This window comes from Pseudomonas jessenii, assembly GCF_002236115.1.
GTDB classification, from domain to species: domain Bacteria; phylum Pseudomonadota; class Gammaproteobacteria; order Pseudomonadales; family Pseudomonadaceae; genus Aquipseudomonas; species Aquipseudomonas jessenii.
Genome location: NZ_NIWT01000004.1, coordinates 71,776 through 96,046, shown reverse-complemented (window position 1 = coordinate 96,046; position 24,271 = coordinate 71,776). Strand labels below are relative to the sequence as shown.

19 protein-coding genes, 3 tRNA genes and 1 pseudogene are annotated in these 24,271 nt (G+C 59.5%); 3 read left to right on the top strand and 20 right to left on the bottom strand.

Annotated features, from left to right (window positions below):
- Positions 1–10: 10 nt before the first annotated feature.
- Positions 11–952: a 1-phosphofructokinase gene (gene pfkB / locus PSJE_RS13545; RefSeq protein WP_090453051.1), complete on the bottom strand. Its 942-nt coding sequence runs from the start codon at positions 950–952 to the stop codon at positions 11–13.
- Positions 952–3,813 carry a phosphoenolpyruvate--protein phosphotransferase gene (gene ptsP, locus PSJE_RS13540; protein WP_090453049.1) on the bottom strand — a complete coding sequence of 954 codons (2,862 nt, stop codon included), beginning with the start codon at positions 3,811–3,813 and terminating at the stop codon, positions 952–954. Before ptsP ends, pfkB begins: the two co-directional genes overlap by 1 nt.
- 290 nt (positions 3,814–4,103) lie before the next feature.
- Between ptsP and cra the strand changes: the two genes are divergently transcribed.
- Both cra and PSJE_RS13530 read left to right on the top strand, forming a co-directional pair.
- Positions 4,104–5,099: a catabolite repressor/activator gene (gene cra / locus PSJE_RS13535; protein WP_057716466.1), complete on the top strand. Its 996-nt coding sequence runs from the start codon at positions 4,104–4,106 to the stop codon at positions 5,097–5,099.
- A gap of 3 nt (positions 5,100–5,102) precedes the next feature.
- Entirely contained in the window at positions 5,103–5,879 is a 777-nt protein-coding gene (locus PSJE_RS13530) for a TatD family hydrolase (RefSeq protein ID WP_090453047.1), read from the top strand.
- A 27-nt stretch (positions 5,880–5,906) separates the two neighbouring features.
- On the opposite strand, the pseudogene PSJE_RS32210 reads toward PSJE_RS13530, so the two are convergent.
- The 3 genes and pseudogenes from PSJE_RS32210 to ampD all read right to left on the bottom strand — a co-directional run.
- A pseudogene (locus tag PSJE_RS32210) lies at positions 5,907–6,443 on the bottom strand (methyl-accepting chemotaxis protein); the annotation flags it as partial.
- 1,809 nt (positions 6,444–8,252) lie between these two features.
- Entirely contained in the window at positions 8,253–9,089 is an 837-nt protein-coding gene (gene ampE / locus PSJE_RS13520) for a regulatory signaling modulator protein AmpE (protein ID WP_057716469.1), read from the bottom strand.
- Positions 9,086–9,646 (bottom strand): 1,6-anhydro-N-acetylmuramyl-L-alanine amidase AmpD, encoded by a 561-nt coding sequence (gene ampD, locus PSJE_RS13515; RefSeq protein WP_057716470.1) that lies wholly within the window; start codon positions 9,644–9,646, stop codon positions 9,086–9,088. Before ampD ends, ampE begins: the two co-directional genes overlap by 4 nt.
- A 243-nt stretch (positions 9,647–9,889) precedes the next feature.
- On the opposite strand from ampD, the gene nadC reads away from it, so the two are divergent.
- Positions 9,890–10,738: a carboxylating nicotinate-nucleotide diphosphorylase gene (gene nadC / locus PSJE_RS13510; protein WP_057716471.1), complete on the top strand. Its 849-nt coding sequence runs from the start codon at positions 9,890–9,892 to the stop codon at positions 10,736–10,738.
- A 131-nt stretch (positions 10,739–10,869) separates the two neighbouring features.
- Here nadC and PSJE_RS13505 read toward each other — a convergent pair whose 3' ends face one another.
- From PSJE_RS13505 to folP, 15 genes are all read right to left on the bottom strand, one after another.
- Positions 10,870–11,175: a DUF6388 family protein gene (locus PSJE_RS13505; RefSeq protein ID WP_090453044.1), complete on the bottom strand. Its 306-nt coding sequence runs from the start codon at positions 11,173–11,175 to the stop codon at positions 10,870–10,872.
- Positions 11,176–11,486: 311 nt separating this feature from the next.
- A tRNA-Thr gene (locus PSJE_RS13500) sits at positions 11,487–11,562 on the bottom strand.
- A gap of 139 nt (positions 11,563–11,701) precedes the next feature.
- Positions 11,702–13,807 (bottom strand): polyribonucleotide nucleotidyltransferase, encoded by a 2,106-nt coding sequence (gene pnp, locus PSJE_RS13495; RefSeq protein ID WP_090453042.1) that lies wholly within the window; start codon positions 13,805–13,807, stop codon positions 11,702–11,704.
- A 206-nt stretch (positions 13,808–14,013) separates the two neighbouring features.
- Entirely contained in the window at positions 14,014–14,283 is a 270-nt protein-coding gene (gene rpsO / locus PSJE_RS13490) for a 30S ribosomal protein S15 (protein WP_015093441.1), read from the bottom strand.
- Positions 14,284–14,400: 117 nt separating this feature from the next.
- Positions 14,401–15,318 carry a tRNA pseudouridine(55) synthase TruB gene (gene truB / locus PSJE_RS13485; RefSeq protein ID WP_090453040.1) on the bottom strand — a complete coding sequence of 306 codons (918 nt, stop codon included), beginning with the start codon at positions 15,316–15,318 and terminating at the stop codon, positions 14,401–14,403.
- Positions 15,319–15,321: 3 nt separating this feature from the next.
- Positions 15,322–15,723, bottom strand: a complete 402-nt coding sequence (gene rbfA, locus PSJE_RS13480) for a 30S ribosome-binding factor RbfA (RefSeq protein WP_007973108.1) — start codon at positions 15,721–15,723, stop codon at positions 15,322–15,324.
- A gap of 159 nt (positions 15,724–15,882) precedes the next feature.
- Positions 15,883–18,408 carry a translation initiation factor IF-2 gene (gene infB / locus PSJE_RS13475; RefSeq protein ID WP_090453038.1) on the bottom strand — a complete coding sequence of 842 codons (2,526 nt, stop codon included), beginning with the start codon at positions 18,406–18,408 and terminating at the stop codon, positions 15,883–15,885.
- A gap of 27 nt (positions 18,409–18,435) precedes the next feature.
- Complete coding sequence (nusA, locus tag PSJE_RS13470; protein WP_007988680.1) at positions 18,436–19,917, bottom strand: transcription termination factor NusA; 1,482 nt, start codon at positions 19,915–19,917, stop codon at positions 18,436–18,438.
- A 59-nt stretch (positions 19,918–19,976) separates the two neighbouring features.
- The gene (gene rimP, locus PSJE_RS13465) at positions 19,977–20,435 is read right to left on the bottom strand and encodes a ribosome maturation factor RimP (protein ID WP_007915250.1); all 459 of its coding nucleotides are present in this window, start codon (positions 20,433–20,435) and stop codon (positions 19,977–19,979) included.
- A gap of 138 nt (positions 20,436–20,573) precedes the next feature.
- A tRNA-Met gene (locus tag PSJE_RS13460) sits at positions 20,574–20,650 on the bottom strand.
- Between the two features lie 97 nt (positions 20,651–20,747).
- Positions 20,748–20,833: transfer RNA gene (locus PSJE_RS13455), tRNA-Leu, on the bottom strand.
- A 22-nt stretch (positions 20,834–20,855) separates the two neighbouring features.
- Entirely contained in the window at positions 20,856–21,239 is a 384-nt protein-coding gene (gene secG, locus PSJE_RS13450; RefSeq protein ID WP_017336473.1) for a preprotein translocase subunit SecG, read from the bottom strand.
- 4 nt (positions 21,240–21,243) lie between these two features.
- Positions 21,244–21,999: a triose-phosphate isomerase gene (gene tpiA, locus PSJE_RS13445; protein ID WP_090453037.1), complete on the bottom strand. Its 756-nt coding sequence runs from the start codon at positions 21,997–21,999 to the stop codon at positions 21,244–21,246.
- Positions 22,000–22,065: 66 nt separating this feature from the next.
- Complete coding sequence (gene glmM / locus PSJE_RS13440) at positions 22,066–23,403, bottom strand: phosphoglucosamine mutase (protein ID WP_090453035.1); 1,338 nt, start codon at positions 23,401–23,403, stop codon at positions 22,066–22,068.
- Between the two features lie 16 nt (positions 23,404–23,419).
- Positions 23,420–24,271 carry a dihydropteroate synthase gene (gene folP / locus PSJE_RS13435; protein WP_090453033.1) on the bottom strand — a complete coding sequence of 284 codons (852 nt, stop codon included), beginning with the start codon at positions 24,269–24,271 and terminating at the stop codon, positions 23,420–23,422.

Below are 24,271 nucleotides of genomic sequence, written 5' to 3'. Positions count from 1 at the left end.
ACAATCCCTCTTATTGTTCTGTCAGGGGACGCACGCGCACACCCTGTTCGAGCTGCGCCAGTTGCGCTGCATCGCCAATGCCGAATCCGATCTGGGTCACTGCCATCGCGGCAATCGCCGTGGCGGTGCGCAAGGTCTGCTCCGGCGTATCGGCACTGAGCAAACCGTGGAGCATCCCCGCCAGCAACGAATCACCCGCGCCCACCGTGCTGGCGACGTTGACCCTGGGTGGCGTGGCATGCAGCGCCGAGCCGACGCTGAACCAGTTCACGCCATCGACGCCATGGGAAATCACCACATGCTCGATGCCCTGGGCATGCAAACGCTCCGCCGCCAAGGCCTGGGCACTGACCGACACGACCTCGCAGCCCAGCACCTCGGCCAGCTCTTCAGTGTTGGGTTTGATCAGCCACGGCCCCGCTTTCAGCGCTGCGCGCAATGCCTCGCCGCTGGTGTCGAGGGCAACATTCAGCCCCAGGCTCTTCAAGCGCAAGATCAACGCCTGCAACCATTGCGCACTGACGCCCAGCGGCAAGCTTCCGGCGACAACCACCGCATCGTGCCCCGGAGCAATCTGCTCCAGCCGATCCATCAAGGCCTGCTGCGCCGCCTCGCTGACCTGCGGCCCCGGCCCGTTGATGTCGGTGATGCGGCCGTCGCTTTCCGCCAGTTTGATATTGCTGCGGGTTTCGCCCGGAACACGGATGAAGGCATCGACAAAACCGCGTTTGGCGAACAATGTTTCGAACGCTTGCAGGTTGTCTTCGCCAAGAAAGCCACTGACGGTCAGTTGATGCCCGAGGTCCGCCAGCACTTGCGCCACGTTCACGCCTTTGCCGGCGGCGTGGGTGTGCATCACATCGCTGCGGTTGACCTGGCCGGCTTCAAGGCGCGGCAACTGGACGGTCAGGTCCAGCGCCGGGTTAAGGGTTAGGGTAAGTATCCGGGCCATTACAGGGCCTCCACTAATGCGCGCACTTCATTGGCGCTGCCCACGGCCAGGGCCTGTCGGGCAAGGGTTTGAGTCTGAGTGAAGCCCAGTTCGCGAATCCGCGCCTTGACCTCGGCAATGCTGCGCGCCCCGACGCTGAGCTCATCCACTCCGAGGCCGACCAGCACCGGCACCGCCAGCGGGTCGGCCGCCAGCTCGCCGCACACACCGACCCATTTACCGTGAGCATGGGCCGCACGCACGGTGATGTCGATCAGTTGCAGCACCGCCGGATGCAAGCCATCGGCCTGGGCCGACAGCGTCGGATGGCCACGGTCGATGGCCAGGGTGTACTGGGTCAGGTCGTTGGTGCCGACGCTGAAGAAATCGACTTCCTTGGCCAGGACCGGTGCCAGCAATGCCGCCGACGGCACTTCGATCATGATCCCCAGTTGCAGGTCGGCGACCGGGATTTCCTGGCGCAGGCGTTCTGTCATGTCACGGGCCTGGCGCCACTCGTCGACGCTGCCCACCATCGGGAACATGATCCGCAGCGGCCGGTTGTCGGCAGCCCGCAGCAAGGCACGCAGTTGCGCTTCCATGATCTGCGGACGCTGCAAGGTCAGGCGAATGCCGCGCACGCCGAGGAACGGGTTCTCTTCCTTCGCAATCGGCCAGTACGGCAGCGGTTTGTCGCCACCGACATCGAGGGTGCGCACCACCAGCGGCCGCCCGGCCAGACCGTCGAGGACGCGGCGGTACTCGACTTCCTGGGTCGCCTCGTCGGGCGCTTGCGGGTGGGCCATGAAAATCAGTTCGGTGCGCAACAGGCCAATGCCTTCGGCGCCCTGCTCCACCGCACTGGTGACGCCGGCGCTTTCACCAATGTTGGCGAACACTTCGACGGCGTGGCCATCGATGGTCAATGCCGGTTGATGACGCAGTTCAGCAGCCGCCTTCAAGCGTTGCTCGCGGGTATCGCGTTCGGCCGTGGCGCGCTGCAAGGTCGCCGCGTCAGCGTCCACATGCAGACGACCACGCTGGCCATCGAGCAGCAAAGCCGTACCCGGTGCCAGCAGCAACACGCCGGGACCGGCGCCGACCAAGGCCGGAATACCCAGCGCCCGGGCAACAATCGCACTGTGCGCCGTAGCACCACCCCGAGCGGTGAGAATCCCCGCCACGCGAGCCGGGTCGAGACGCGCGACGTCGGACGGGCCGACCTCGTCCATCACCAGAATGTACGGTTGATCCGGTTCGCTCGGGGTTTCGATGCCGCTGAGTTGCATCAACACCCGACGCCCGATGTCGCGCAAGTCGGCCGCACGCTCGGCGAGCAAGGCATCCTGCAACGCTTCCTGCTGCCGAGCCGCCGCTTCAATCACGGCCATCCACGCCGCCTCGGCACTTTCGCCCTGCTTGAGGCGCGTATCGACCTCATCGGTCAGTTCCGGGTCGTCGAGCATCTCTTGGTGGGTAATGAAGATTTCGCGAATGGCTTTGCTCTTGCTGCGCTCGATCAGGCCCTGGATGTCACGGCGTACCTGCGCCAGGGCGTGCTGGAGGCGCTCGCGCTCAATGCCGGCGGACTCGCCGCGCAACGGGTAATCGATGGTTTGCAGCACCTGAATATGCGCCGGGCCGATAGCGATCCCCGGAGCGGCGGCAATCGCCTGAACCACGCTGCCAGATGACGGGGCGAGGACCACTTCGGCCATATCGGCAACGACTTCACGCGTCTGACTTACCGGCGGCAGCGGTTCGACTTCCTCACCGAGGCCTTCTTCGATGGCGGCCAACAAGGCTGGCAACGCATCCGCCGCGATGCCCGGTTCGGCGATGATTTCCAGGACCTGTCCCCGACGGGCGCCGAGGCTGAGCAACTTGCTCAAGCTCTTTACCGACACCGCACTGTCATGGCCATCAACGATGCGTACGCGGATGTCACCTTCAAAACTCTTTGCCAGTTGCGCGAGGATTTTCGCCGGGCGCGCATGCAAACCGTGGGCGTTGGCCAATGCAATTCGCGCGCTGGGCCAGTCGGCGGGCACTTCACCACCGAGCACTTCGAGGACCTTGCGGCTGCTGGTGGCGCGCCCCAACTCATGGCCACGCCCTTCGATCAACAACGCGCACAGGCGTTCGAGCAGGGCTTGATGGGCCTCACCGAGGCTGGCCAGGCAGAACAGTCCAGTGAGTGGCTGGCCGAGATAACGCAGCGGTCTGTCCGGGGTGACGAAGGCCAGGCCCGGACGCTTCACCGTCTGTTCGCTGTGCAGCCACCACAGGCCATCGCCCAAGGGCAGCGCTTCAACCTGCTGCAGCACGGCGGAGAAACCGTTGCTCACGCAGTCGGCCTGCCGTAGCAAACGTGCACCACGCCAGACCAACTCTTCGAAATCTTCGGCCGCCACACCGAGACCGATCATCTGTGCATCCAGCGCCAACTCCTGCGGCGCGCCTTGCAGCAACTTCAGCAAGGCTTCGGCGGAACCGGCGCGACGCAGGGCCTGGCCCAGGTCAGTCTCGCCGAGGGCGCGGGTGAGCAATTGCAACAGGCGCAGATGTTCATCGGATTTGGCGGCGATGCCGATCGCCAGGTAAACGATATGACCATCGCCCCAGTCCACGCCATCGGGGAACTGCATCAGGCGCACACCGGTGGTGAACACCAGGTCGCGGGTTTCGGGCGTACCGTGGGGGATGGCAATACCTTGACCGAGAAAGGTCGAGCCCTGAGCCTCCCGCGCCTGCAAGCCGGCGAGATAACCCTCGGCAACCAGGCCGTCGGCGACCAGATGCCCGGCCAGCAATTGCAGGGCTGCGGACTTATCCACAGCCGACTGGCCCATCGAAATCTGCTCTACAGTGAGCTCGAGCATGCTTTCTCCTTTTTGGCGCCTTGGGGCACCAGGTATTGTTTTGAATGAGTCAGCTTAGGCGCTTGGTCATCGCTTTTGGCGGTTTCACGGCAGAACCGGCCAAAGGCGCCTAAAACGTAGAAAATACGCTTGCTGAAACGTTTAATCTATATCGATTGGCACGTTACTCGAAATTGGCCCATCCTTGAAGTCCAACTTGTCGGATGCGTTGCGACAATGGTCGCCTGCCTTAATCGGTTAGGATTGACGAAAATGTCGAGGCAATCTCGAAAAAACAAGGAAACAGCGGGTTGAAACTCAGTGATATCGCCCAGTTGGCCGGTGTGTCCGTCACCACCGCCAGCTATGTCATCAATGGCAAGGCCGAACAACAGCGCATCAGCAGCGCTACCGTCGAACGCGTGCGCGCGGTCGTCGAACAACATGGCTTCACGCCTAACCCACAGGCCGCCGGATTGCGCAGCCGACACACCCGCACATTGGGGTTCATTCTGCCGGATCTGGAAAACCCCAGTTACGCGCGAATCGCCAAATTGCTGGAACAAGGTGCGCGGGCCCGGGGTTATCAGTTGCTGATCGCCAGTTCCGACGATGCGCCGGACAGCGAACGGCAATTGCTGCAGTTGTTCCGCGCCCGGCGCTGCGACGCACTGATCGTTGCCAGCTGCCTGCCGCCCGGCGACGACAGCTATCGCCAATTGCAGGCCAAGGGCATTCCGATCATCGCCATCGACCGGGTCATGGAACCCGAGCATTTCTGCTCGGTGATCAGTGACGACCGCGAGGCCAGCCTGCAACTGACCCGCAGCCTGCTCGCCCCCTTGCCCAAACAGATCGCGCTGATCGGCGCCCGCCCGGAGCTGAGCATCAGCCAGGAACGTTGCGCCGGCTTCAAAGAGGCGCTCGTCGGGTTCAACGGTGAGGTGCTGATTGAAGAAGGCGAATCCTTCAGCCGCGAGTGCGGCAAACAATTGATGGAAGAATTACTGCAGCGCCTGGGCCATTTGCCCGATGCCCTGGTGACCACATCCTACGTGCTGCTTCAAGGCGTGTTCGATGCGCTGCACGACTTCCCGCTGAAAAACCGCCCGCTGCGCCTCGGCACGTTCGGCGACACTCAGTTGCTGGACTTCCTGCCGCTGCCGGTCAACGCCATGGCCCAGCAGCACCAGCTGATTGCCGACAAGGCCCTCGCACTGGCCCTGGCAGCCATCGAGCAGTCGGATTACCGGCCCGGTGTGCAAGCCATTGCGCGCACGTTCAAGCAGCGTATTCGCCAGGACTGAACCGTGGAGCTGATCGACACCCACACCCATCTGGATTTTCCGGACTTCGACGCCGACCGTCAGGCGCTGCTGGCCGAAAGCCGCGCCCTCGGGGTGCGGCGGATCGTGGTGCTGGGGGTTTATCAGGTCAATTGGCAGCGGGTCTGGGAGCTGGTGCAAAACGATCCCGACCTGCATGCGGCGTTCGGATTGCACCCGGTGTATCTGGACGATCATCGCCCTGAAGACTTGAGCGAACTCGGCGATTGGCTGACCCGCCTGGCTGGCCATCGGCAACTATGTGCCGTCGGCGAGATCGGCCTGGACTACTTCATCGAAAACCTGGACCGCGACCGCCAGCAGGCGTTGTTCGAGGCGCAATTGCAATTGGCGGCGGATTTCGCTCTTCCGGCATTGATCCATGTGCGGCGCAGCCATGCGGCGGTGATTGCCACGCTCAAACGGTTTCGCCTGAAACGGGCAGGCATCATCCACGCCTTTGCCGGCAGCCAGGAAGAAGCCCGGGAATACATCAAGCTGGGTTTCAAACTCGGCCTGGGCGGCGCGGCGACCTGGCCTCAAGCATTGCGCATGCACCGAGTGCTCGCCGAGCTACCGCTGGATTCTGTGGTGCTGGAAACCGACTCCCCGGACATGGCGCCCGCCATGTTCCCCGGCCAACGCAACAGCCCCGCGCATCTGCCCGCGATCTGCGCGGCACTGGCCGACATCATGGCGATCAGCCCCGAGCAATTGGCTGCGGCCAGTACCGCCAATGCCTGCGAGTTGTTCAACTGGTGAATCAAACCCTGTGGTATCAGGCGACCGCTACACTCGAAATGCGCTGATCAACTGTTTCAACTCCACGACCTGGGCCGACAACGCCCGGCTGGCATCTTCGGTCTGGTGCGCACCTTCAGCGGTGCGCTCGCCAGCGCGATTGATCTCGACGATGTTCTGGTCGATGTCGTGGGCCACGGCGGTTTGTTGCTCCACCGCGGCGGCAATCTGCTGGTTCTGGTCGACGATCATGCCGACCGCTCCCAAGATGTTTTCCAGCGCCCGCTGGACCTTTTCCGACTGCCCGACCGTGCCATTGGCCATTTCATGGCTGGTGCCCATGGCCTTGACCGCCGCGCCGACACCGCCATGGAGCCTGGTGATCATCTGCTCGATTTCTTCGGTCGATTGCTGGGTTCGTTTGGCCAGGGTCCGGACTTCGTCGGCTACCACGGCGAAACCACGGCCCTGCTCACCGGCCCGTGCCGCCTCGATGGCAGCATTGAGCGCCAGCAGGTTGGTCTGCTCGGCGATGCTCTTGATCACTTCGAGCACACGGCTGATGGACTGGCTGTCGCTGGCCAGTTGATTGATCACCAGTACCGATTGATCGATCTCGCTGGCCAGCGCGGCAATGCTGCCTTGCTGCGACTCCACCAGGCCACGACCACTGATGGTCTCATCGTTGACACTGTGGGCACTGCTCACCGCCGCGGCGGCACTGCGCGCCACTTCCTGGGAAGTGGCCGACATCTGGTTCATCGCCGTGGCCACTTGTTCGATCTGCGTGCGCTGCCCGGCGACGGCCTGGTTGCTTTGCGCGGAAACGCTTTCCACCTGGCCGGCCTGACGCTCGACTTCGCTGACGGTCTGTCCCACCCGCTCGATCAGGTCATGGATCTTTTTCACCGTGCCGTTGAACACTTCGCCCAGCTCCCCCAGCTCATCGCGGCTGTGGGCGCTGAAGGTCACGGTCATGTCGCCGGCCGCCACCTTGTCCATCACCGCCCCCAGGCGCTTGAGCGTGGTGCGGGTCGAGGCATAGAAAGCGCCGTAGAGATAAAAGATCAACACAAAGACGACTGACAGCGCCACGGCCTGCAAGACCATGTGCGTGCGATTCTGCTCAAGTCGCTGCTGCAATTGCGGGCCGAGATACTTCAGGACCGCTTCGTTGAGTTGGTAAGTCTGGTCCATCAGGGCGCTGACCTGATCGTAAAAGCCCTGCCACGGCGCGTCGAGGGTATCAGCCATGACCACTTGTTCTTCGAACAGCTCGCTGGCTTTCTTCAAGGATGCCCGGCTGCTATCGGCCTGAGTGGCCAGGGTCTCACGCGCAGCCTTGCTGGAACCCAGGGCATCCTGCAACTTCAGGCCATACTCGGCCTGGAGCTTTTCAATCTGCGCCAGCAATTCATCGAAACGGGTACTCGAAGCCGAGTTGATGAATCCCTGCCCCAACGAGTAAGACCCCATTGCCCGACCTTCGCCCAGGATCTGGGTGACCCGCGGCGTGACGAGGGTGACAAGCTCGCTCAACTGGCGCATGTCGCTCTGGTTGTCGCGACTGAGACCGGACTGGCTGGTGATGAGCTGGCTGAAAATCTGCGCGCTGCCCACCAGCTTGCCGATCAAGGCACTTTTGCTTTGCAGGGAATTTTCCGTTTGCTGGGCCTTGAACGCGGCGATCATTTCATCGCGTTTGCCATCAAACACCGCAACCTGCTCCGGGTCGCTGGTCATCGCCGTCAGCCCTTGCAGGCGAGTCAGAATATTCTGCTCAAGGGCGCTGATTTTCGATTCGACATTGCCGGCCTTGCCGGATTGGCCGAGGCTGACATTGATCTGCACCAGGTTGTTCAGGGTTTCCAGATCGCGCCGCAACGTCAGGCTGCTGCCCAACAGGTCGAGACTTTGCAGCTCGATGCGCGTGCCCTGGAATTCGCGGTAGGAGTCACGCACCAGATAGAAGTTGGTCACCAGCATCGGCACCAGGAACAGTACGCTGATCAGGCTGAACTTCATACCGAAGCTCAGACGGTTCATCAGTGCGACAGCGGGATAGAGCAAGCTCTTCACTGGATGTCTCCCTTCAGTTTCTTATTTTTTTTATTGGCAGGCGCAGACAGAAAGCAGATAGCCACTATTCGACGCTATCTCTGTATAACTTAAATCGGCAGGACGTTTTGTAACTTAAGGTTAACGACAGAAGTCCGCGAGCGATACGAAGCGAACTCAATGTGGCGAGGGGGCTTGTCGGATCGCCGCACTACCCCGTTCGGCTGCGCAGAAGTCGTAGGTCGTAGATCCACGTTTCAACTGTCAAATCGCATAGGGCGGCTTCGCCACCCAACGGGGGCGAGCCCCCTCGCCACAATGGCTCAGACAGCCGGGTTAATGCAGGACCGTCCACAACGCAAACCCGGCATACCAGAGCACCGCCGCACGCAGCAGCAGCGCCCAGATGCGGTCCAGATTGTTGATACCTTCCGCGCCGGTCACCGGCGCCGGAATTTCACCGGCCACCAGCCCGACTTTCACGATCAATTGCGCGGCGCTGATGTTCCAGTTCAGCAGCTCATGCAGCATCACCCGACTGACCGCGACAAAATTGCCGACCAACGCCAGGCTCGCGGCCAGCAGACGCACCGGCAACCAGTCGAAGGCGTGACGCAGTTGCCCGGCGCGCTCGACCACTGCAGGGTTTTTCCCGTGCTCTTCGGCCAGCGCCAGCAATCGATAACTCAGCGCCGCAACCGGACCCAACAGGAAGTACCAGAAAATCACCGCGAAAAAGCTCTGGTAGGCTTCCCACAGCAAATGCCCTTCGACCTGCTCCAGCAGCTGCTCGCCATTGTCTGCGCAGATATCCAGATCGCGCTGGGCGACATGGGCCGCCGCTTGCAGGTCCTCCCGACGCCAGGCATCGCGGAACGGCCCGAGATCGCCCAGTAGATCACCGCGCCCCAGGCTATAGATGACTACCAGCATATGGATCGGCAACGCCAGCAAGCCGTAGGCCACCGGCTCGATGACGACCAGCAGCAACCCCAGCAACGCCACCGGCAACAAGACCAGTATCGACAGCACCAGCCATGGTCGGTTTGAAAATCGCGGGCTGGCCTCAAGCTTGTTCAGCTCGTGTGTCCAGCCATTGTCACGCTGAACCCGATGGCGCAGGGCCGAGAACTTCTCGATCCACACCGCCAACAGCAACACCAGAAAACTCATCGTCCTTCCTCTTGTGCCAGGGCGGCACGATAGCGTGCCCAGTCGAACGCCGGCCCTGGATCGGTTTTGCGCCCCGGTGCAATATCGCTGTGCCCGCAGATGCGCTCTGTGGTGATTGCCGTGAACGCCTGTTGCAACTGGCGCGTCAGGGCTGTCAACGCGTGGTATTGCGCGTCGGTGAACGGCAGATCATCCGTGCCTTCGAGCTCGATGCCCACGGAAAAATCGTTACAGGTTTCCCGCCCCTCGAAGCTCGAGACGCCCGCATGCCACGCACGCTCAAGGCACGAAACAAACTGGGTAACGGTACCGTCACGTTCGATCAGAAAGTGCGCCGACACCCGCAAGTCCACAATCCCTTCAAAATAGGGATGTTCGGTGACATCCAGACGATTCTGGAAAAACTCCTGCACCTTGCCAGTGGCGAACTGCGCCGGCGGCAGGCTGATGTTGTGGATCACCAGCAGGGAAATTTCGCCTGTGGGGCGCGCATTGAAGTTGGGAGAGGGGCAGACATGCACACCCTGAATCCAACCGCTCGCGGGGTCCAACTGCATACCGATTCCTTCAACGTCGACTGTATTGGCACAGTATGCCGCGATAATCCCCCAGGACGCGATCACTTGCCGCGTTTGAGGTTGCCGATCTCAAACAGGCGTATGTTCGGAATCGACAGCCAACGCCGGCAACGTCAGGGATTCGACCAAATACAGGTGCCAGCGCAAACGTAACGCTCTGATGCCTTGGGTTGGTCGGTGGCATGGCCCTATAATCGAGCCACTTTGTTTGTGGAGTCTGTTATGCCGAATCTACGTCTCGCCGATCTGACCGCCGAAATCGAAGCCAACGTGCGCCGTGCGCTGCATGAAGACATCGGCAGCGGCGATATCACCGCGCAGCTGATCCCGGCCGAACGCCTGGCCAAAGCCACCATCATTACCCGCGACGCGGCCGTCATCAGCGGCACCGCCTGGGTCGATAACGTGTTTCGGCAACTGGACCCGCGGGTGGCGGTGCACTGGCAGGTTGCCGACGGTGAACGGGTGACGCCCAATCAGGTGCTGTTCCACCTCGAAGGCCCTGCGCGCTCACTGCTGACCGGCGAACGCAGCGCCCTGAACTTCCTGCAACTGCTCTCCGGCGTGGCGACCCGCGCGCAATACCTGGCGGACTTCGTGGCCGAGACTCAGGTCAAGCTGCTCGACACCCGCAAAACACTGCCGGGGCTGCGCCTGGCGCAAAAGTACGCCGTGACCTGCGGTGGTTGCCATAACCACCGCATCGGCCTGTATGACGCCTTCCTGATCAAGGAAAACCACATCGCCGCCAGCGGCGGCATCGCGCAGGCCATTGCCGCCGCGCACAAGATCGCCCCGGGCAAACCGGTCGAGATTGAAGTGGAAAGCCTGGATGAACTCAAGGAAGCGCTGGCGGCCGGTGCCGACATCATCATGCTCGACGAACTGAGCCTGGACGACATGCGTGAAGCCGTGCGCCTGAATGCCGGCAAGGCCAAGCTGGAGGCCAGCGGCGGGATCAACGAAAGTACGTTGCTGCCAATTGCACAGACCGGGGTGGATTACATTTCGATCGGTGCGATGACCAAGGATGTGAAGGCGGTCGATCTGTCGATGCGCCTGAGTCTCTGATCACACGTATGTGAGTTGCCAAAACTGTAGGAGCGAGCTTGCTCGCGATGTACCTGAGAGCGCCATGTTTAACCAGTAAACAGGCGTTATCGTTAACGACCATCGCGAGCAAGCTCGCTCCTACATGAGTGTCAGACCACCAGATTGTTCATCTCGCAGTACTCTTCCCACTCGACGCCCAACACCTCGGCAGCTTCCTTGTGCAGTTTCAGGCGTTCGGTCTCGTATTCTTCCGGGGTTGATGTGTACTTGAGCGTCAGTTCCCACGGTTGCAAGCCCTGGGCTTCGGCTTCATCCTCGAACGCCCACTGGATCTGGTCTTTCTGATCGTCGGCGGACAAGTCCTTGATCTCGTCCATCAACTCGGGGGCATCCAGCACATACTTCTTCAGCGCTTCTTCGTGTCGGGCTTCCTGGGTCATCTCTTTAACAGTCATGGCGTTCTCGCTGATCTGGGAATGGAAGATGGATCTGGATCTTCAAGGATCTCTCTGACACAAAAAACCGGATCAAGCCCGGTTTATCTGGCCTTCAGAACCATTCTGGATCATCTGAAAACTGCTGGGCGTTGCTCAGGCAGACTCCGAATATAGGACGTTTGGCTGAGGATTTACACGTCTCTTTACATCTCCCCACAAAAAGTTGTGCACGCGATGTTTTGATGACGGCGGGAACATAAATTCAAACAGCGATCAGGACCGCGAACTCGAGAACCTGAGCGGAAAGGTGAAACAAGCGAGGGGGGAAATGGTGCCCGAGACAGGAATCGAACCTGCGACCTTCGCGTTACGAGTGCGCTGCTCTACCGGCTGAGCTACACGGGCGGTGGGCTAAACCTAGCACCGAGTTTCAGCAACGGCAACGTCGTCAATCAACTCTGTGATCTACAGACAAAAAAATGCCCCACCGTTTTCACGGCGGGGCATTTTTTATAACGTTGAAGCGGTCAGGCGTGAGGCGTGATTAAACGCCCGAAGCCTTGGCTGCCGCCACGTCTTTGATGGACAGTTTGATACGGCCGCGGTTGTCCACGTCCAGTACCAGCACTTCCACTTCCTGGCCTTCTTTCAGGATGTCGGTCACTTTCTCAACGCGAGCATCGCTCAGCATGGAGATGTGAACCAGACCGTCCTTGCCCGGCAGGATGTTGACGAATGCGCCGAAGTCGACGATGCGCTCAACCTTGCCGACGTAGATCTTGCCGATCTCGGCTTCAGCGGTGATGCCCAGAACGCGCTGACGTGCTGCTTCAGCCGCTTCCTTGGTTTCGCCGAAGATCTTGATCGAACCGTCATCTTCGATGTCGATCGAAGCCTTGGTTTCTTCACAGATCGCACGAATGGTCGCGCCGCCTTTACCGATGACATCACGGATTTTGTCGGTGTCGATCTTCATCGCGATCATGGTCGGAGCGTTGGCCGACAGTTCGGTACGCGACTGGCCAATGATCTGGTTCATCTGGCCGAGGATGTTCAGGCGCGCTTCCAGGGCTTGGCCCAGAGCGATTTCCATGATCTCTTCGGTGATGCCCTTGATCTTGATGTCCATCTGCAGCGCGGTCACGCCTTTGGCGGTACCGGCTACCTTGAAGTCCATGTCGCCCAGGTGGTCTTCGTCACCCAGGATGTCGGTCAGGACGGCGAATTTCTCGCCTTCCTTAACCAGACCCATGGCGATACCGGCAACCGGCGCCTTCATCGGCACACCAGCGTCCATCAGGGCCAGGGAAGCGCCGCAAACGGAAGCCATCGAGCTCGAACCGTTGGATTCGGTGATTTCCGACACAACACGGATGGTGTACGGGAAAACGTCAGCGGCAGGCAGCATGGCCGAAACCGAACGACGGGCCAGACGGCCGTGACCGATTTCGCGACGACCAGCGCCACCCATGCGACCACACTCGCCTACCGAGAACGGAGGGAAGTTGTAGTGCAGCATGAACGGGTCTTTCTTCTCGCCTTCCAGGGTGTCCAGCAGCTGTGCATCACGGGCAGTACCCAGAGTTGCAACGACCAGAGCCTGGGTTTCGCCACGGGTGAACAGAGCCGAACCGTGGGTTTTAGGCAGTACGCCGACTTCGATGTTCAACGGACGTACGGTCTTGGTGTCGCGACCGTCGATACGTGGCTTGCCGTTGACGATGTTTTCGCGAACGGTGCGGTATTCGATTTCGCCGAAAGCCGCTTTGACTTCGCCGGAAGAAGGCTGGCCTTCTTCACCGGACAGCTTGGCAACGACCTGGTCCTTCAACTCGCCCAGGCGAGCGTAACGGTCGGCCTTGACGGTGATGGTGTAGGCCTGGGAGATCGCTTCGCCGAACTCGGCACGGATAGCGCCCAGCAGTTCGGTGGCTTCTGGCGCAGGAGCCCAGGTCCAGGTTGGCTTGGCAGCTTCAGCGGCCAGTTCTTTGACGGCGTTGATCACAACCTGGAACTCGTCGTGAGCAAACAGTACCGCGCCCAGCATCTGGTCTTCGGTCAGCTCTTTGGCTTCCGATTCAACCATCAGCACAGCGTCCGAAGTACCGGCAACGACCATGTCCAGGCTCGAAGCAGCCTGTTGCTCGTAAGTCGGGTTCAGCAGGTAACCGGTGCTTTCGTGGAACGCAACGCGGGCAGCGCCGATCGGGCCATCGAAAGGAATGCCGGAGATCGCCAGCGCAGCCGAGGTACCGATCATCGCAGCGATGTCCGGATCGGTCTTCTTGCTGGTGGAAACGACGGTGCAGACAACCTGCACTTCGTTCATGAAGCCTTCCGGGAACAGCGGACGGATCGGACGGTCGATCAGTCGGGAAGTCAGGGTTTCTTTCTCGGAAGGACGGCCTTCGCGCTTGAAGAAACCGCCAGGGATCTTACCGGCAGCGTAAGTCTTTTCCTGGTAATGAACAGACAGAGGGAAGAAGCCCTTGCCTGGATCGGCTTGTTTTGCACCGACTACGGTCACCAATACGCTGACGTCGTCGTCAACGGTGACCAATACTGCGCCGGAGGCCTGACGGGCGATACGGCCAGTCTCGAGGGTAACGGTCGACTGACCGAACTGGAATTTTTTGATTACCGGGTTCACGGTGTCCTACCTTCTTTGTGGCTCTTGGGGGAACTGGTTTCTTGCGAAATTCTTGGGCAACGCCGGGAATCGGCCCGACTGGTTTGTCCAGGTGTTACTCAGGCAAAGCAGGTATCCAGATAAAACTTGAGGCTGGGAGCCTGCCATGCGCCGGCGGGAAACCCGCTGGTGCACGACAGACAACCAACCTCTAGCGCAATCGCTTATTAGCGACGCAGACCCAGGCGACCGATCAGAGTCTGATAACGACCCAGATCCTTGCCTTTCAGGTAGTCCAGCAGCTTACGACGCTGGTTAACCATGCGGATCAGACCACGACGGGAGTGGTGGTCTTTACCGTTGGCCTTGAAGTGACCTTGCAGTTTGTTGATGTTGGCGGTCAGCAGTGCAACTTGCACTTCTGGCGAACCGGTGTCACCAACAGCTTGCTGGTAGTCAGCTACGATTTGAGCTTTTTCTTGAACGTCGAGAGCCATGAGGCAATCCTTTTATCAGGAAACTGTTTCAGAAAAACAGTTTCAACAGGCCAGGGACAAATCCCTGTATCTAAAAATGAGTAGTGACCGTGCCTGTTGACAGCCACCCTCGTCCGGTCATTCTGACCGAATCAGTCGACGCGGCGCGATGCGCCCGTCTTCGCTCACTTCACCGATACCGATGAAGCGACCATTGTGATCCTGTACCCGTACCATGCCGAACTTCGGAGCATCCGGGGCACGTACCGGCTGGCCGTTGAGCCAGTAGAACGCACTCGCTTCCGAGAACTGCAACAGTGGCCAATCCAGCAGGCCGCTGTCCGATGGCATCAGGAAGCGATCGACCGCTTCGTTGCCGCCTTCGGCATGTACCGCTTCCAGCTCTTCGAGGGTAACCGTCTGCGCCAGGGTGAATGGCCCGGCCTGGGTACGTCGCAGTTCTGCAACGTAAGCGCCACAACCGAGTTGCTCACCGATATCCTCCACCAGGGTACGGATATAGGTGCCTTTGCTGCAATCCACCGCCAGCCGCGCAGTATCACCTTCGAAGGCCAGCAATTCCAAGCGCGTAATAGTAACAGAACGCGGTTCGCGCTCCACTACTTCGCCTGCACGAGCCAGCTTGTATAGCGGCTGGCCATCTCGCTTGAGTGCCGAGTACATCGGCGGTATCTGACTGATTTGCCCACGAAATTTCGGCAGTACAGCCTCGATATCGGGGCGACCAACGGTCACCGGGCGCTCCTGCAAAACTTCACCTTCGGCATCCGCCGTGGTGGTGGTCTTGCCCAGTTGCGCCAGGGTTTCATAACCCTTGTCGGAATCGAGCAGGTATTGCGAGAACTTGGTCGCCTCGCCGAAGCACAGCGGCAACACGCCGGTGGCCAAGGGATCGAGACTGCCGGTATGACCTGCCTTTTCGGCGTTCAGCAACCAGCGAACCTTCTGCAAGGCCGCGTTGGAGGTAAACCCCAGCGGCTTGTCGAGAAGGATAATGCCGCTGACGTTACGACGGATACGTTTGACCTGAGCCACCGATTACTCCTTGGTGTCTTCGGCTTCTGCCGCAACCGGATGCTGATTGTCTTCAGCCACTGCGCGCTCGATCAATGCCGACAGATGCGCACCACGCACGACGCTTTCGTCGTAGTGGAAGTGCAGCTGTGGAACGCTGCGCAGCTTCATCTCGCGAGCCAACTGCATGCGCAGGAAACCGGCGGCGGAGTTGAGCACCTTGATGCTTTGTGCAATTTCTTCGGCGCTGTCCTGCCCCATCACGGTGATGAAGATCTTGGCGTGACCGACGTCACGGCTGACTTCCACTGCGGTAATGGTGACCAGGCCGACGCGCGGGTCTTTGACTTCACGACGGATCAGTTGTGCCAGCTCACGCTGCATCTGATCGCCGATGCGTTGGGTACGGCTATATTCTTTTGCCATGTCTTGTTACCTGTTACTGCCCCACGGTGAAACCCGTGAGGTCTGAAAGCGGCAAACGCCCGGCCTGACAAAAGCCAGACCGGGCGTTGCGTTTAGAGTCCTGGTGACGAATTGCGCATTTGCATGCGACGCCCCGTCACGGCTCCTGAAGTGCGCGAGTTAGAGGCTGCGAGCAACCTGCACCTTCTCGAAGACTTCGATCTTGTCGCCGACTTTAACGTCGTTGTAGCTCTTCACGCCGATACCGCATTCCATGCCGGCACGTACTTCGGAAGCGTCATCCTTGAAGCGGCGCAGGGATTCCAGCTCGCCTTCGAAGATAACGATGTCTTCACGCAGTACACGGATTGGACGGTTACGGTGAACAACACCTTCGATAACCATGCAACCGGCGATCGCGCCAAACTTCGGCGAACGGAACACGTCACGCACTTCGGCGATACCCAGGATGTTCTCGCGAACATCGCTGCCGAGCATACCGGTCAGGGCTTTCTTGACGTCTTCGATGATGTCGTAGATCACGTTGTAGTAACGCATATCCAGACCTTCCTGCTCGACGATCTTGCGCGCGCCGGCATCGGCACGCACGTTGAAGCCGAACAGTACAGCGTTGGAGGCCAGTGCCAGGTTGGCGTCGGATTCGGTGATACCACCGACGCCGCCACCCACTACACGCACTTGCACTTCGTCGTTACCCAGGCCGTTCAAGGCACCGTTCAACGCTTCCAGCGAACCACGGACGTCGGACTTGAGGACGATGTTGAGCGTCTTCTTCTCTTCCTGACCCATGTTTTCGAAGATGTTTTCCAGCTTGCCGGCGTGAGCGCGAGCCAGTTTGACTTCGCGGAACTTGCCTTGACGGAACAAAGCCACTTCACGGGCTTTCTTCTCGTCGGCAACCACGCTCATCTCGTCGCCAGCGTCCGGGGTACCGTCCAGGCCGAGAATCTCGACAGGGATGGCCGGACCGGCTTCCTTGATTGGCTTGCCGTTCTCGTCGAGCATGGCACGTACACGGCCATAGTTCGAACCGACCAGGACCATGTCGCCTTGGCGCAGGGTACCGTCTTGAACCAGAACGGTAGCCACCGGGCCACGGCCCTTGTCCAGACGCGATTCAACCACGACGCCACGACCAGGAGCCGACGGAGTTGCAGTCAGTTCCAGGACTTCGGCTTGCAGCAATACGGCTTCGAGCAGTTCGTCGACGCCAGTACCCATCTTCGCCGAGACTGGTACGAACGGAGTGTCACCACCCCACTCTTCCGACGTCACGCCGTGAACCGACAGTTCGCTACGGATGCGATCGAGGTCAGCACCTGGCTTGTCGATCTTGTTCACTGCAACAACCAGTGGCACACCAGCCGCTACTGCGTGCTGGACAGCTTCAATGGTCTGCGGCATCACGCCGTCGTCCGCTGCAACCACCAGGATCACGATGTCGGTCGCCTTGGCACCACGGGCACGCATTGCGGTAAACGCGGCGTGACCAGGGGTGTCGAGGAACGTCACCATGCCACGGTCGGTTTCAACGTGGTATGCGCCGATGTGCTGGGTGATACCACCGGCTTCGCCAGCAGCAACCTTGGCACGACGGATGTAGTCGAGCAGGGAAGTCTTACCGTGGTCAACGTGGCCCATTACGGTCACGACTGGTGCGCGGGAAACTGCCTCGCCTTCAAACTTCAGGGACTCGGCCAGGGAATCTTCCAGGGCGGTGTCGCTGACCAGGGTCACTTTGTGGCCCAGTTCCTCGGCAACCAACTGGGCAGTTTCCTGATCCAGTACCTGGTTGATGGTCGCTGGAGTACCCAGTTTGAACATGAACTTGATGATTTCAGCAGCCTTCACCGACATCTGCTGGGCGAGATCGCCAACAGTGATGGTTTCGCCGATCTTCACTTCGCGCACGACAGGGCCGGTCGGGCTCTGGAAACCGTGGGCGTTGCGTTTCTTCAGCTTGGCCTTGCCGCGACCACCACGACGGAAGCCATCGCTTTCTTCGTCGGTAGTACGTGGGGCAACACGTGGAGCCGGAGCCTTTTCCTTGACCGAAGCACGATGCGGAGCGTTTTTGCGCTCGCCATCGCCGCTACCGCGACGGTTGCTGTCATCGGCACGTGGCTTGTCCGGACGGCGCTGTTCGTCGCGCTTGCGGGTATCGGCCGCAGGAGCTGGAGCAGCCGCCACAACCGGTGCGCTTTCGCGAACTGGCTCGGCCACCGCAGCAGGCGCTGCAACAGGTTCGGCTTGAGCGGTCGGCGCAGCAGCAGGCTGGCGACGCGCTTCTTCTTCGGCGCGACGCTTGGCTTCTTCTTCAGCCTTCTGACGAGCAGCATTTTCTACTGCGCGACGTTCATCCAGTTCACGCTTGCGCTCGGCTTCGATTTCTTCCGGGCTGCGCTGTACGAAGACTTTCTTCTTGCGTACTTCAACGCTGATGCTCTTGCTGCCAGCAACACGCAGGGTGCTGGTGGTTTTACGCTGCAGCGTAATCTTGCGTGGTTCTTCCACTTTCGCCTTGTGGCTGCTTTTCAAGTGAGTCAGCAACGATTGCTTCTCACTGTCAGTCACACTTTCTTCGGCGGCGGTGTGCGGCAGACCTGCCTCACGCATCTGCTGCAACAGGCGCTCTACCGGTGTTTTGACCTCATCGGCCAGTTGTTTCACCGTGACTTGCGTCATGCACTTCTCTCCTCAGGCCGCGCCTAATTACTCGAACCAGTGGGCTCGGGCGGCCATGATCAACTTGCCGGCACGATCATCGTCAATGCCGTCGATGTCGAGCAGGTCGTCAATAGACTGCTCGGCCAGGTCTTCGCGGGTAATTACGCCGCGCACCGCCAGTTCCATCGCCAAATCCTTGTCCATACCCTCAAGCGAGAGCAGGTCTTCGGCCGGATGGGCGTCTGCCAGCTTTTCCTCAGTAGCGATGGCTTTGGTCAACAAGCGATCCTTGGCACGAGCGCGAAGCTCGTTGACGATTTCCTCGTCAAAGCCGTCGATGTTGAGCATTTCTTCCAACGGTACGTAGGCAATCTCTTCCAGGCTGGTGAAGCCTTCATCAACCAGCACCTGAGCCAGTTCTTCGTCGACTTCCAGCTCGTCGATGAAGTTGCGCAGGATGTCGCCGGTTTCTGCTTGCTGTTTAGCCTGGATGTCCGATTCGGTCATCACGTTCAGGGTCCAGCCAGTCAACTGGCTGGCCAGACGCACGTTCTGACCACCGCGACCGATGGCCTGAGCCAGATTGTCTGCGCCAACGGCGATGTCCATTGCGTGGGCATCTTCGTCAACGATAATTGCCGCAACCTCGGCCGGGGACATGGCGTTGATCACGAACTGAGCCGGGTTGTCGTCCCACAGGACGATGTCAACACGCTCACCGCCCAACTCACCCGACACTGCCTGGACGCGCGAACCGCGCATACCGATGCAAGCGCCCTGCGGGTCGATGCGTTTGTCCTTGGAGCGAACGGCGATCTTGGCGCGCGAACCCGGATCACGGGACGCAGCCATCACTTCGATCAGGCCTTCGGCAATTTCCGGCACTTCGATGCGGAACAACTCGATCAGCATTTCCGGCGCAGTACGCGACAGGATCAACTGCGGGCCGCGGTTCTCGGTGCGGATTTCCTTGAGCAGCGCGCGCAGACGCACGCCAACCCGGAAAGTTTCGCGAGAAATGATGTCTTCACGGGCCAGCAACGCTTCAGCGTTGTTGCCCAGATCAACGATCACGTTGTCGCGGGTAACTTTTTTCACGGTGCCGGAGATGATTTCACCCAGGCGCTCGCGGTAAGCGTCAACAACCTGAGCGCGCTCGGCTTCGCGAACTTTCTGCACAATGACTTGCTTGGCAGTCTGTGCGGCAATGCGGCCGAACTCGATGGACTCGATCTTCTCTTCTACGACGTCACCGACCTTGGCGCCAGGATGCGTTTCAGCAACCTTGCTCGGCCAGGTTTCGATGGCCGGATCGTCCAGGTCAGCTTCTTCGACGACCGTCCAGCGACGGAATGTCTCGTATGCACCCGTGTGGCGGTTGATTTCCACACGCAGATCAACTTCGTCTTCAAAACGCTTTTTGGTAGCAGTGGCCAAGGCCAGCTCCAGCGCTTCAAAAATCACGTTTGCCGGTACGCCCTTTTCATTGGATACCGACTCAACAACCAGCAGTACTTCTTTGCTCATCGTACGCCTCGCCTTTCGCAAGCCATTGGATCCGCGGGATCCGCAGTATCTGGCACGCCTCAGTCAAAACTGGGAATAATGTTGGCCTTGTCGATCATATCGATCGGCAACAGGAACTCATGGTCATCTACCTGCACCACGACATCCTGCTCTTCTACGCCGCGCAGAAGGCCCTGAAAGTTGCGTCGTCCTTCAAAAGGCGAGCGCAGCTTGATCTTCACTTGTTCACCGGCAAATTTTGCAAACTGCTCAAGAGTGAACAGAGGGCGTTCCATGCCAGGCGAGGAAACTTCAAGGGTGTACTCAACGGAGATTGGATCTTCAACATCCAGCACACCGCTGATCTGACGGCTGACGATGGCGCAATCGTCCACCAGCACGCCGCCTTCTTTATCGATATAAACGCGCAACATCGAGTGACGACCCTGAGCCGAAAACTCGATACCCCAGCATTCATAGCCTAGGGCCACGACCACCGGGGCCAGCAAGGCCTGCAACTCTTCTAGCTTGCTCGACACCTGAACCCCCTAGTGCATGTATGTGCATGCTATGCAAAATAAAAAAATGGGCGAAACGCCCATCCTTGAAACGCCGTCGAACAGCGGCGTTGAAAGTGTCCAGCTAACAAAAAGCCCCTTAAAAGGGGCTCCTTAAACTGGTTGCGGGGGCCGGATTTGAACCGACGACCTTCGGGTTATGAGCCCGACGAGCTACCAGACTGCTCCACCCCGCGACAAAGCTGGGGCGGAAGTATACGACCGATCCCCTACAGGGTCAATGTAACCTTCCACCTGCAAGAAAGCCCGCAACAGCGGGCTCTCCTGACTAATTGGTACCGAGAAGGGGACTCGAACCCCTACACCCTATGGGCACAACCACCTCAAGGTTGCGTGTCTACCAATTCCACCACCTCGGCAATACTACGTTTGAAACCCTTCTTACTTCTGCTCTTGAGCTGGAGGCACGTCAGTCGCTGGAGTAGCCGACTTTTGCTCTTGAAGCACCGGGACATCATCAGAAGCCGGTTGTTGCTTTGGAACTTCCAGTACCGCTGGATTTGGGAGACCTACTTGAGTCAGCTGGTGAGCCTTCTCTTTAGCAAAGTAACCTAACCCCAAGCTGGTTATGAAAAAACCTGCGGCAAGTATAGCAGTAAACTTACTAAGAAAGGTAGAGGAACCTTGGCTTCCGAACACAGTATTTGAAGCACCTGCTCCGAAAGACGCGCCAGCATCCGCACCTTTACCCTGCTGCAGCAAAACCAGAGCTACTACGCCCAATGCACCCAGCAGATGAAAAACGACTACGACTGTTTCCAGCATTTTTTCAGTTTCCCGCGGCGCGACAGATCGCACCGAACTCATCTGCATTCAGGGAAGCCCCACCAATGAGACCCCCATCGATATCCGGCATGCCGAACAGTTCGACCGCATTGGCCGCCTTCACGCTGCCGCCGTATAGAAGCCGCACACCTTGTGCGACTTCAGAATTCTCTGCCGCCAACTGGGCGCGAATGGCTGCATGCACATCCTGCGCCTGTTGCGGCGTTGCAGTCAGCCCCGTGCCAATGGCCCAGACCGGCTCGTAAGCGATCACTGCCTTGGCAAAGGCACCAACACCCAGCTCCTCAATGATACTGCCAAGCTGACGCGAGACAACCTCAAGAGTTTTTCCGGCTTCACGTTGCTCCAGGGTCTCCCCTATGCACAACACCGGAGTCAAGCCACATGCCTGTGCCGCTGCGAACTTGCGGATCAGCATTGCGTCCTGCTCCCCCAGAATCTGGCGGCGCTCGGAATGCCCGACAAGCACCAGGGAACAACCTGAATCCACCAACTGACTCGGTGCAACTTCACCGGTCAACGCACCTTGTCCGGATTCCACCGCAGAATTCTGCGCGCCGACCGAAATCGACTTTCCTTCCAGGCCTTCAATCACTTGATTGATATGCAGGAAAGGCGGGAATACCGCAACATCAACACTGCTCGGCAAGGCCAAGTCACGAAGGCCGTTGATCAGCTCTGCGACGCTGGCGCGGGTACCGTGCATCTTCCAGTTACCAGCTACCATAGGGCGACGCATGCTGTACCTCGTCGGTCAAAGTGGGCGCAGATGTTACCCAACACAATCATGGCTGGCAAGCCGAATTCAGGCAGAAACTTCAGTAACCAGTTTTGCCAGCTCTTCGGCATACCCACGAACCTGCGTTTCGTCTTCGCCTTCGACCATCACACGCACCAGCGGCTCGGTTCCGGACTTGCGCAACAGCACACGCCCGCGACCTGCCATGGCCTTGGTCACACGCTCGCTGGCCTCCTTGACCGACGGATGTTCGAGAGGGCTTGCGCCGCCGCCGAATCGCACATTGATCAGCACCTGAGGACACTTGCGCAGCGCCTGCCGCGATTGCGCCAGACCTTCGTCACGCCTGCCCAGCGCCATCAACACCTGCAGCGCCGCAATAATTGCATCGCCCGTGGTGGTGTGGCTGAAGCACACGATGTGCCCAGAGTTTTCACCACCCACGATCCAGTTGCGCTCCAGCAGTTCGGCAATGACATAGCGGTCACCGACATTGGCGCGCACCAATGGAATACCCAGATCCGCCAAGGCCAGCTCCAACCCCAGGTTACTCATCAGGGTTCCGACCACGCCGCCCTGCAGCTTGCCGCGCTCATGCAGGTCACGGGCAATGATGAACAGCAATTCGTCGCCGTCCACCACCGCTCCCGTGTGATCGACCATCTGAACGCGATCACCGTCACCATCGAAGGCAATGCCCAGATCAGCCTTCTCGGCCACAACGGCAGCCTGCAGCGACCCCATATGGGTCGAACCGCAATTGTCGTTGATGTTCAATCCATTCGGCTGCGCCGACAATACGACGACTTCAGCGCCCAACTCGCGGAACACGCTCGGCGCCACTTTGTAGGTCGCACCATGGGCGCAGTCGATCACAATCTTGAGGCCGGTAAAGCTGGTACCGGTCGGCACACTGCTCTTGCAGAATTCGATATACCGACCCGACGCGTCATTGATTCGCGACACCTTGCCGATCTTGCTCGACTCAACCACAGTCATTGGGGTATCGAGCAGCTCTTCGATCATGTGCTCGACTTCATCCGGAAGCTTGGTGCCCTTGCCGGAGAAGAACTTGATGCCATTGTCATCATGCGGATTATGTGACGCACTGATGACGATGCCTGCCTCGGCATGGAAAGTGCGCGTCAGGTAGGCGATTGCCGGAGTCGGCATCGGCCCCAGCAGCATCACATCGGCACCTGCCGACGTCAGCCCCGCTTCAAGCGCCGACTCAAACATGTAGCCGGAGATTCGGGTGTCCTTGCCTACCAATACCTTGCAGGCGCCCATCTTGCGGAAAGCCATGCCTGCAGCCCAGCCGAGCTTGAGCATGAAATCAGGAGTAATCGGGTACTCACCGACACGCCCACGAATACCATCGGTGCCAAAATATTTTTTGCTCATAAGTGCTCCTTCATTCTTATTCGGCTGATTCCACTGCGGCGATCATCCGCACCACATCCACTGTTTCGGCTACATCATGGACGCGCAATATACGCGCACCTTTCGCCAAAGCCAGCGCCGCGAGCGCCAAACCACCATACAGCCGGTCTCCCACCGGACGATTCAATGCCTGACCAATCATGCTCTTACGCGAAACCCCGACCAACAGGGGCCGCCCCAAGACATGCAGGACTTCCATATGTTTGAACAAACTCAGATTGTGCTGCAAGGTTTTGGCGAAGCCAAAGCCGGGATCAAGAATGATCCGCTCAGCTGGAATACCCGCCAATGAACACTGATGCATGCGCTCGGCGAGAAACTCGCCGACCTCCCGGGTGACATCCTGATACTGCGGATTGTCCTGCATATCGCCCGGCTCGCCCAGCATGTGCATCAGACAAACCGGCAGCCCGGTGGCAGCAGCAGCATCCAGGGCACCATCGCGTCGCAACGAACGCACATCGTTGATCAGGCCCGCACCCAGGCGCGCTGCTTCTCGCATGACGGCAGGCGTTGAGGTGTCGACCGAGATGATCACATCCAGTTCGCGATTGATGCGCTCGACGATGGGGGCTACGCGCTCCAGCTCTTCGAGTGGCGACACAACCCTGGCACCAGGGCGGGTGGACTCGCCACCGACGTCGATCAGCGTCGCGCCGGCCGCCACCATGGCTTCGGCGTGGCGCATGGCCGCGTCGAGCTGGCTGTATTGGCCGCCATCGGAGAAAGAATCAGGGGTGACATTGAGAATACCCATGACATGCGTCTGGGCCAAATCAAGAACCCGGTTGCCGCAAGGCAACCGGGTCGAGGACTGAACAGAAGTCAT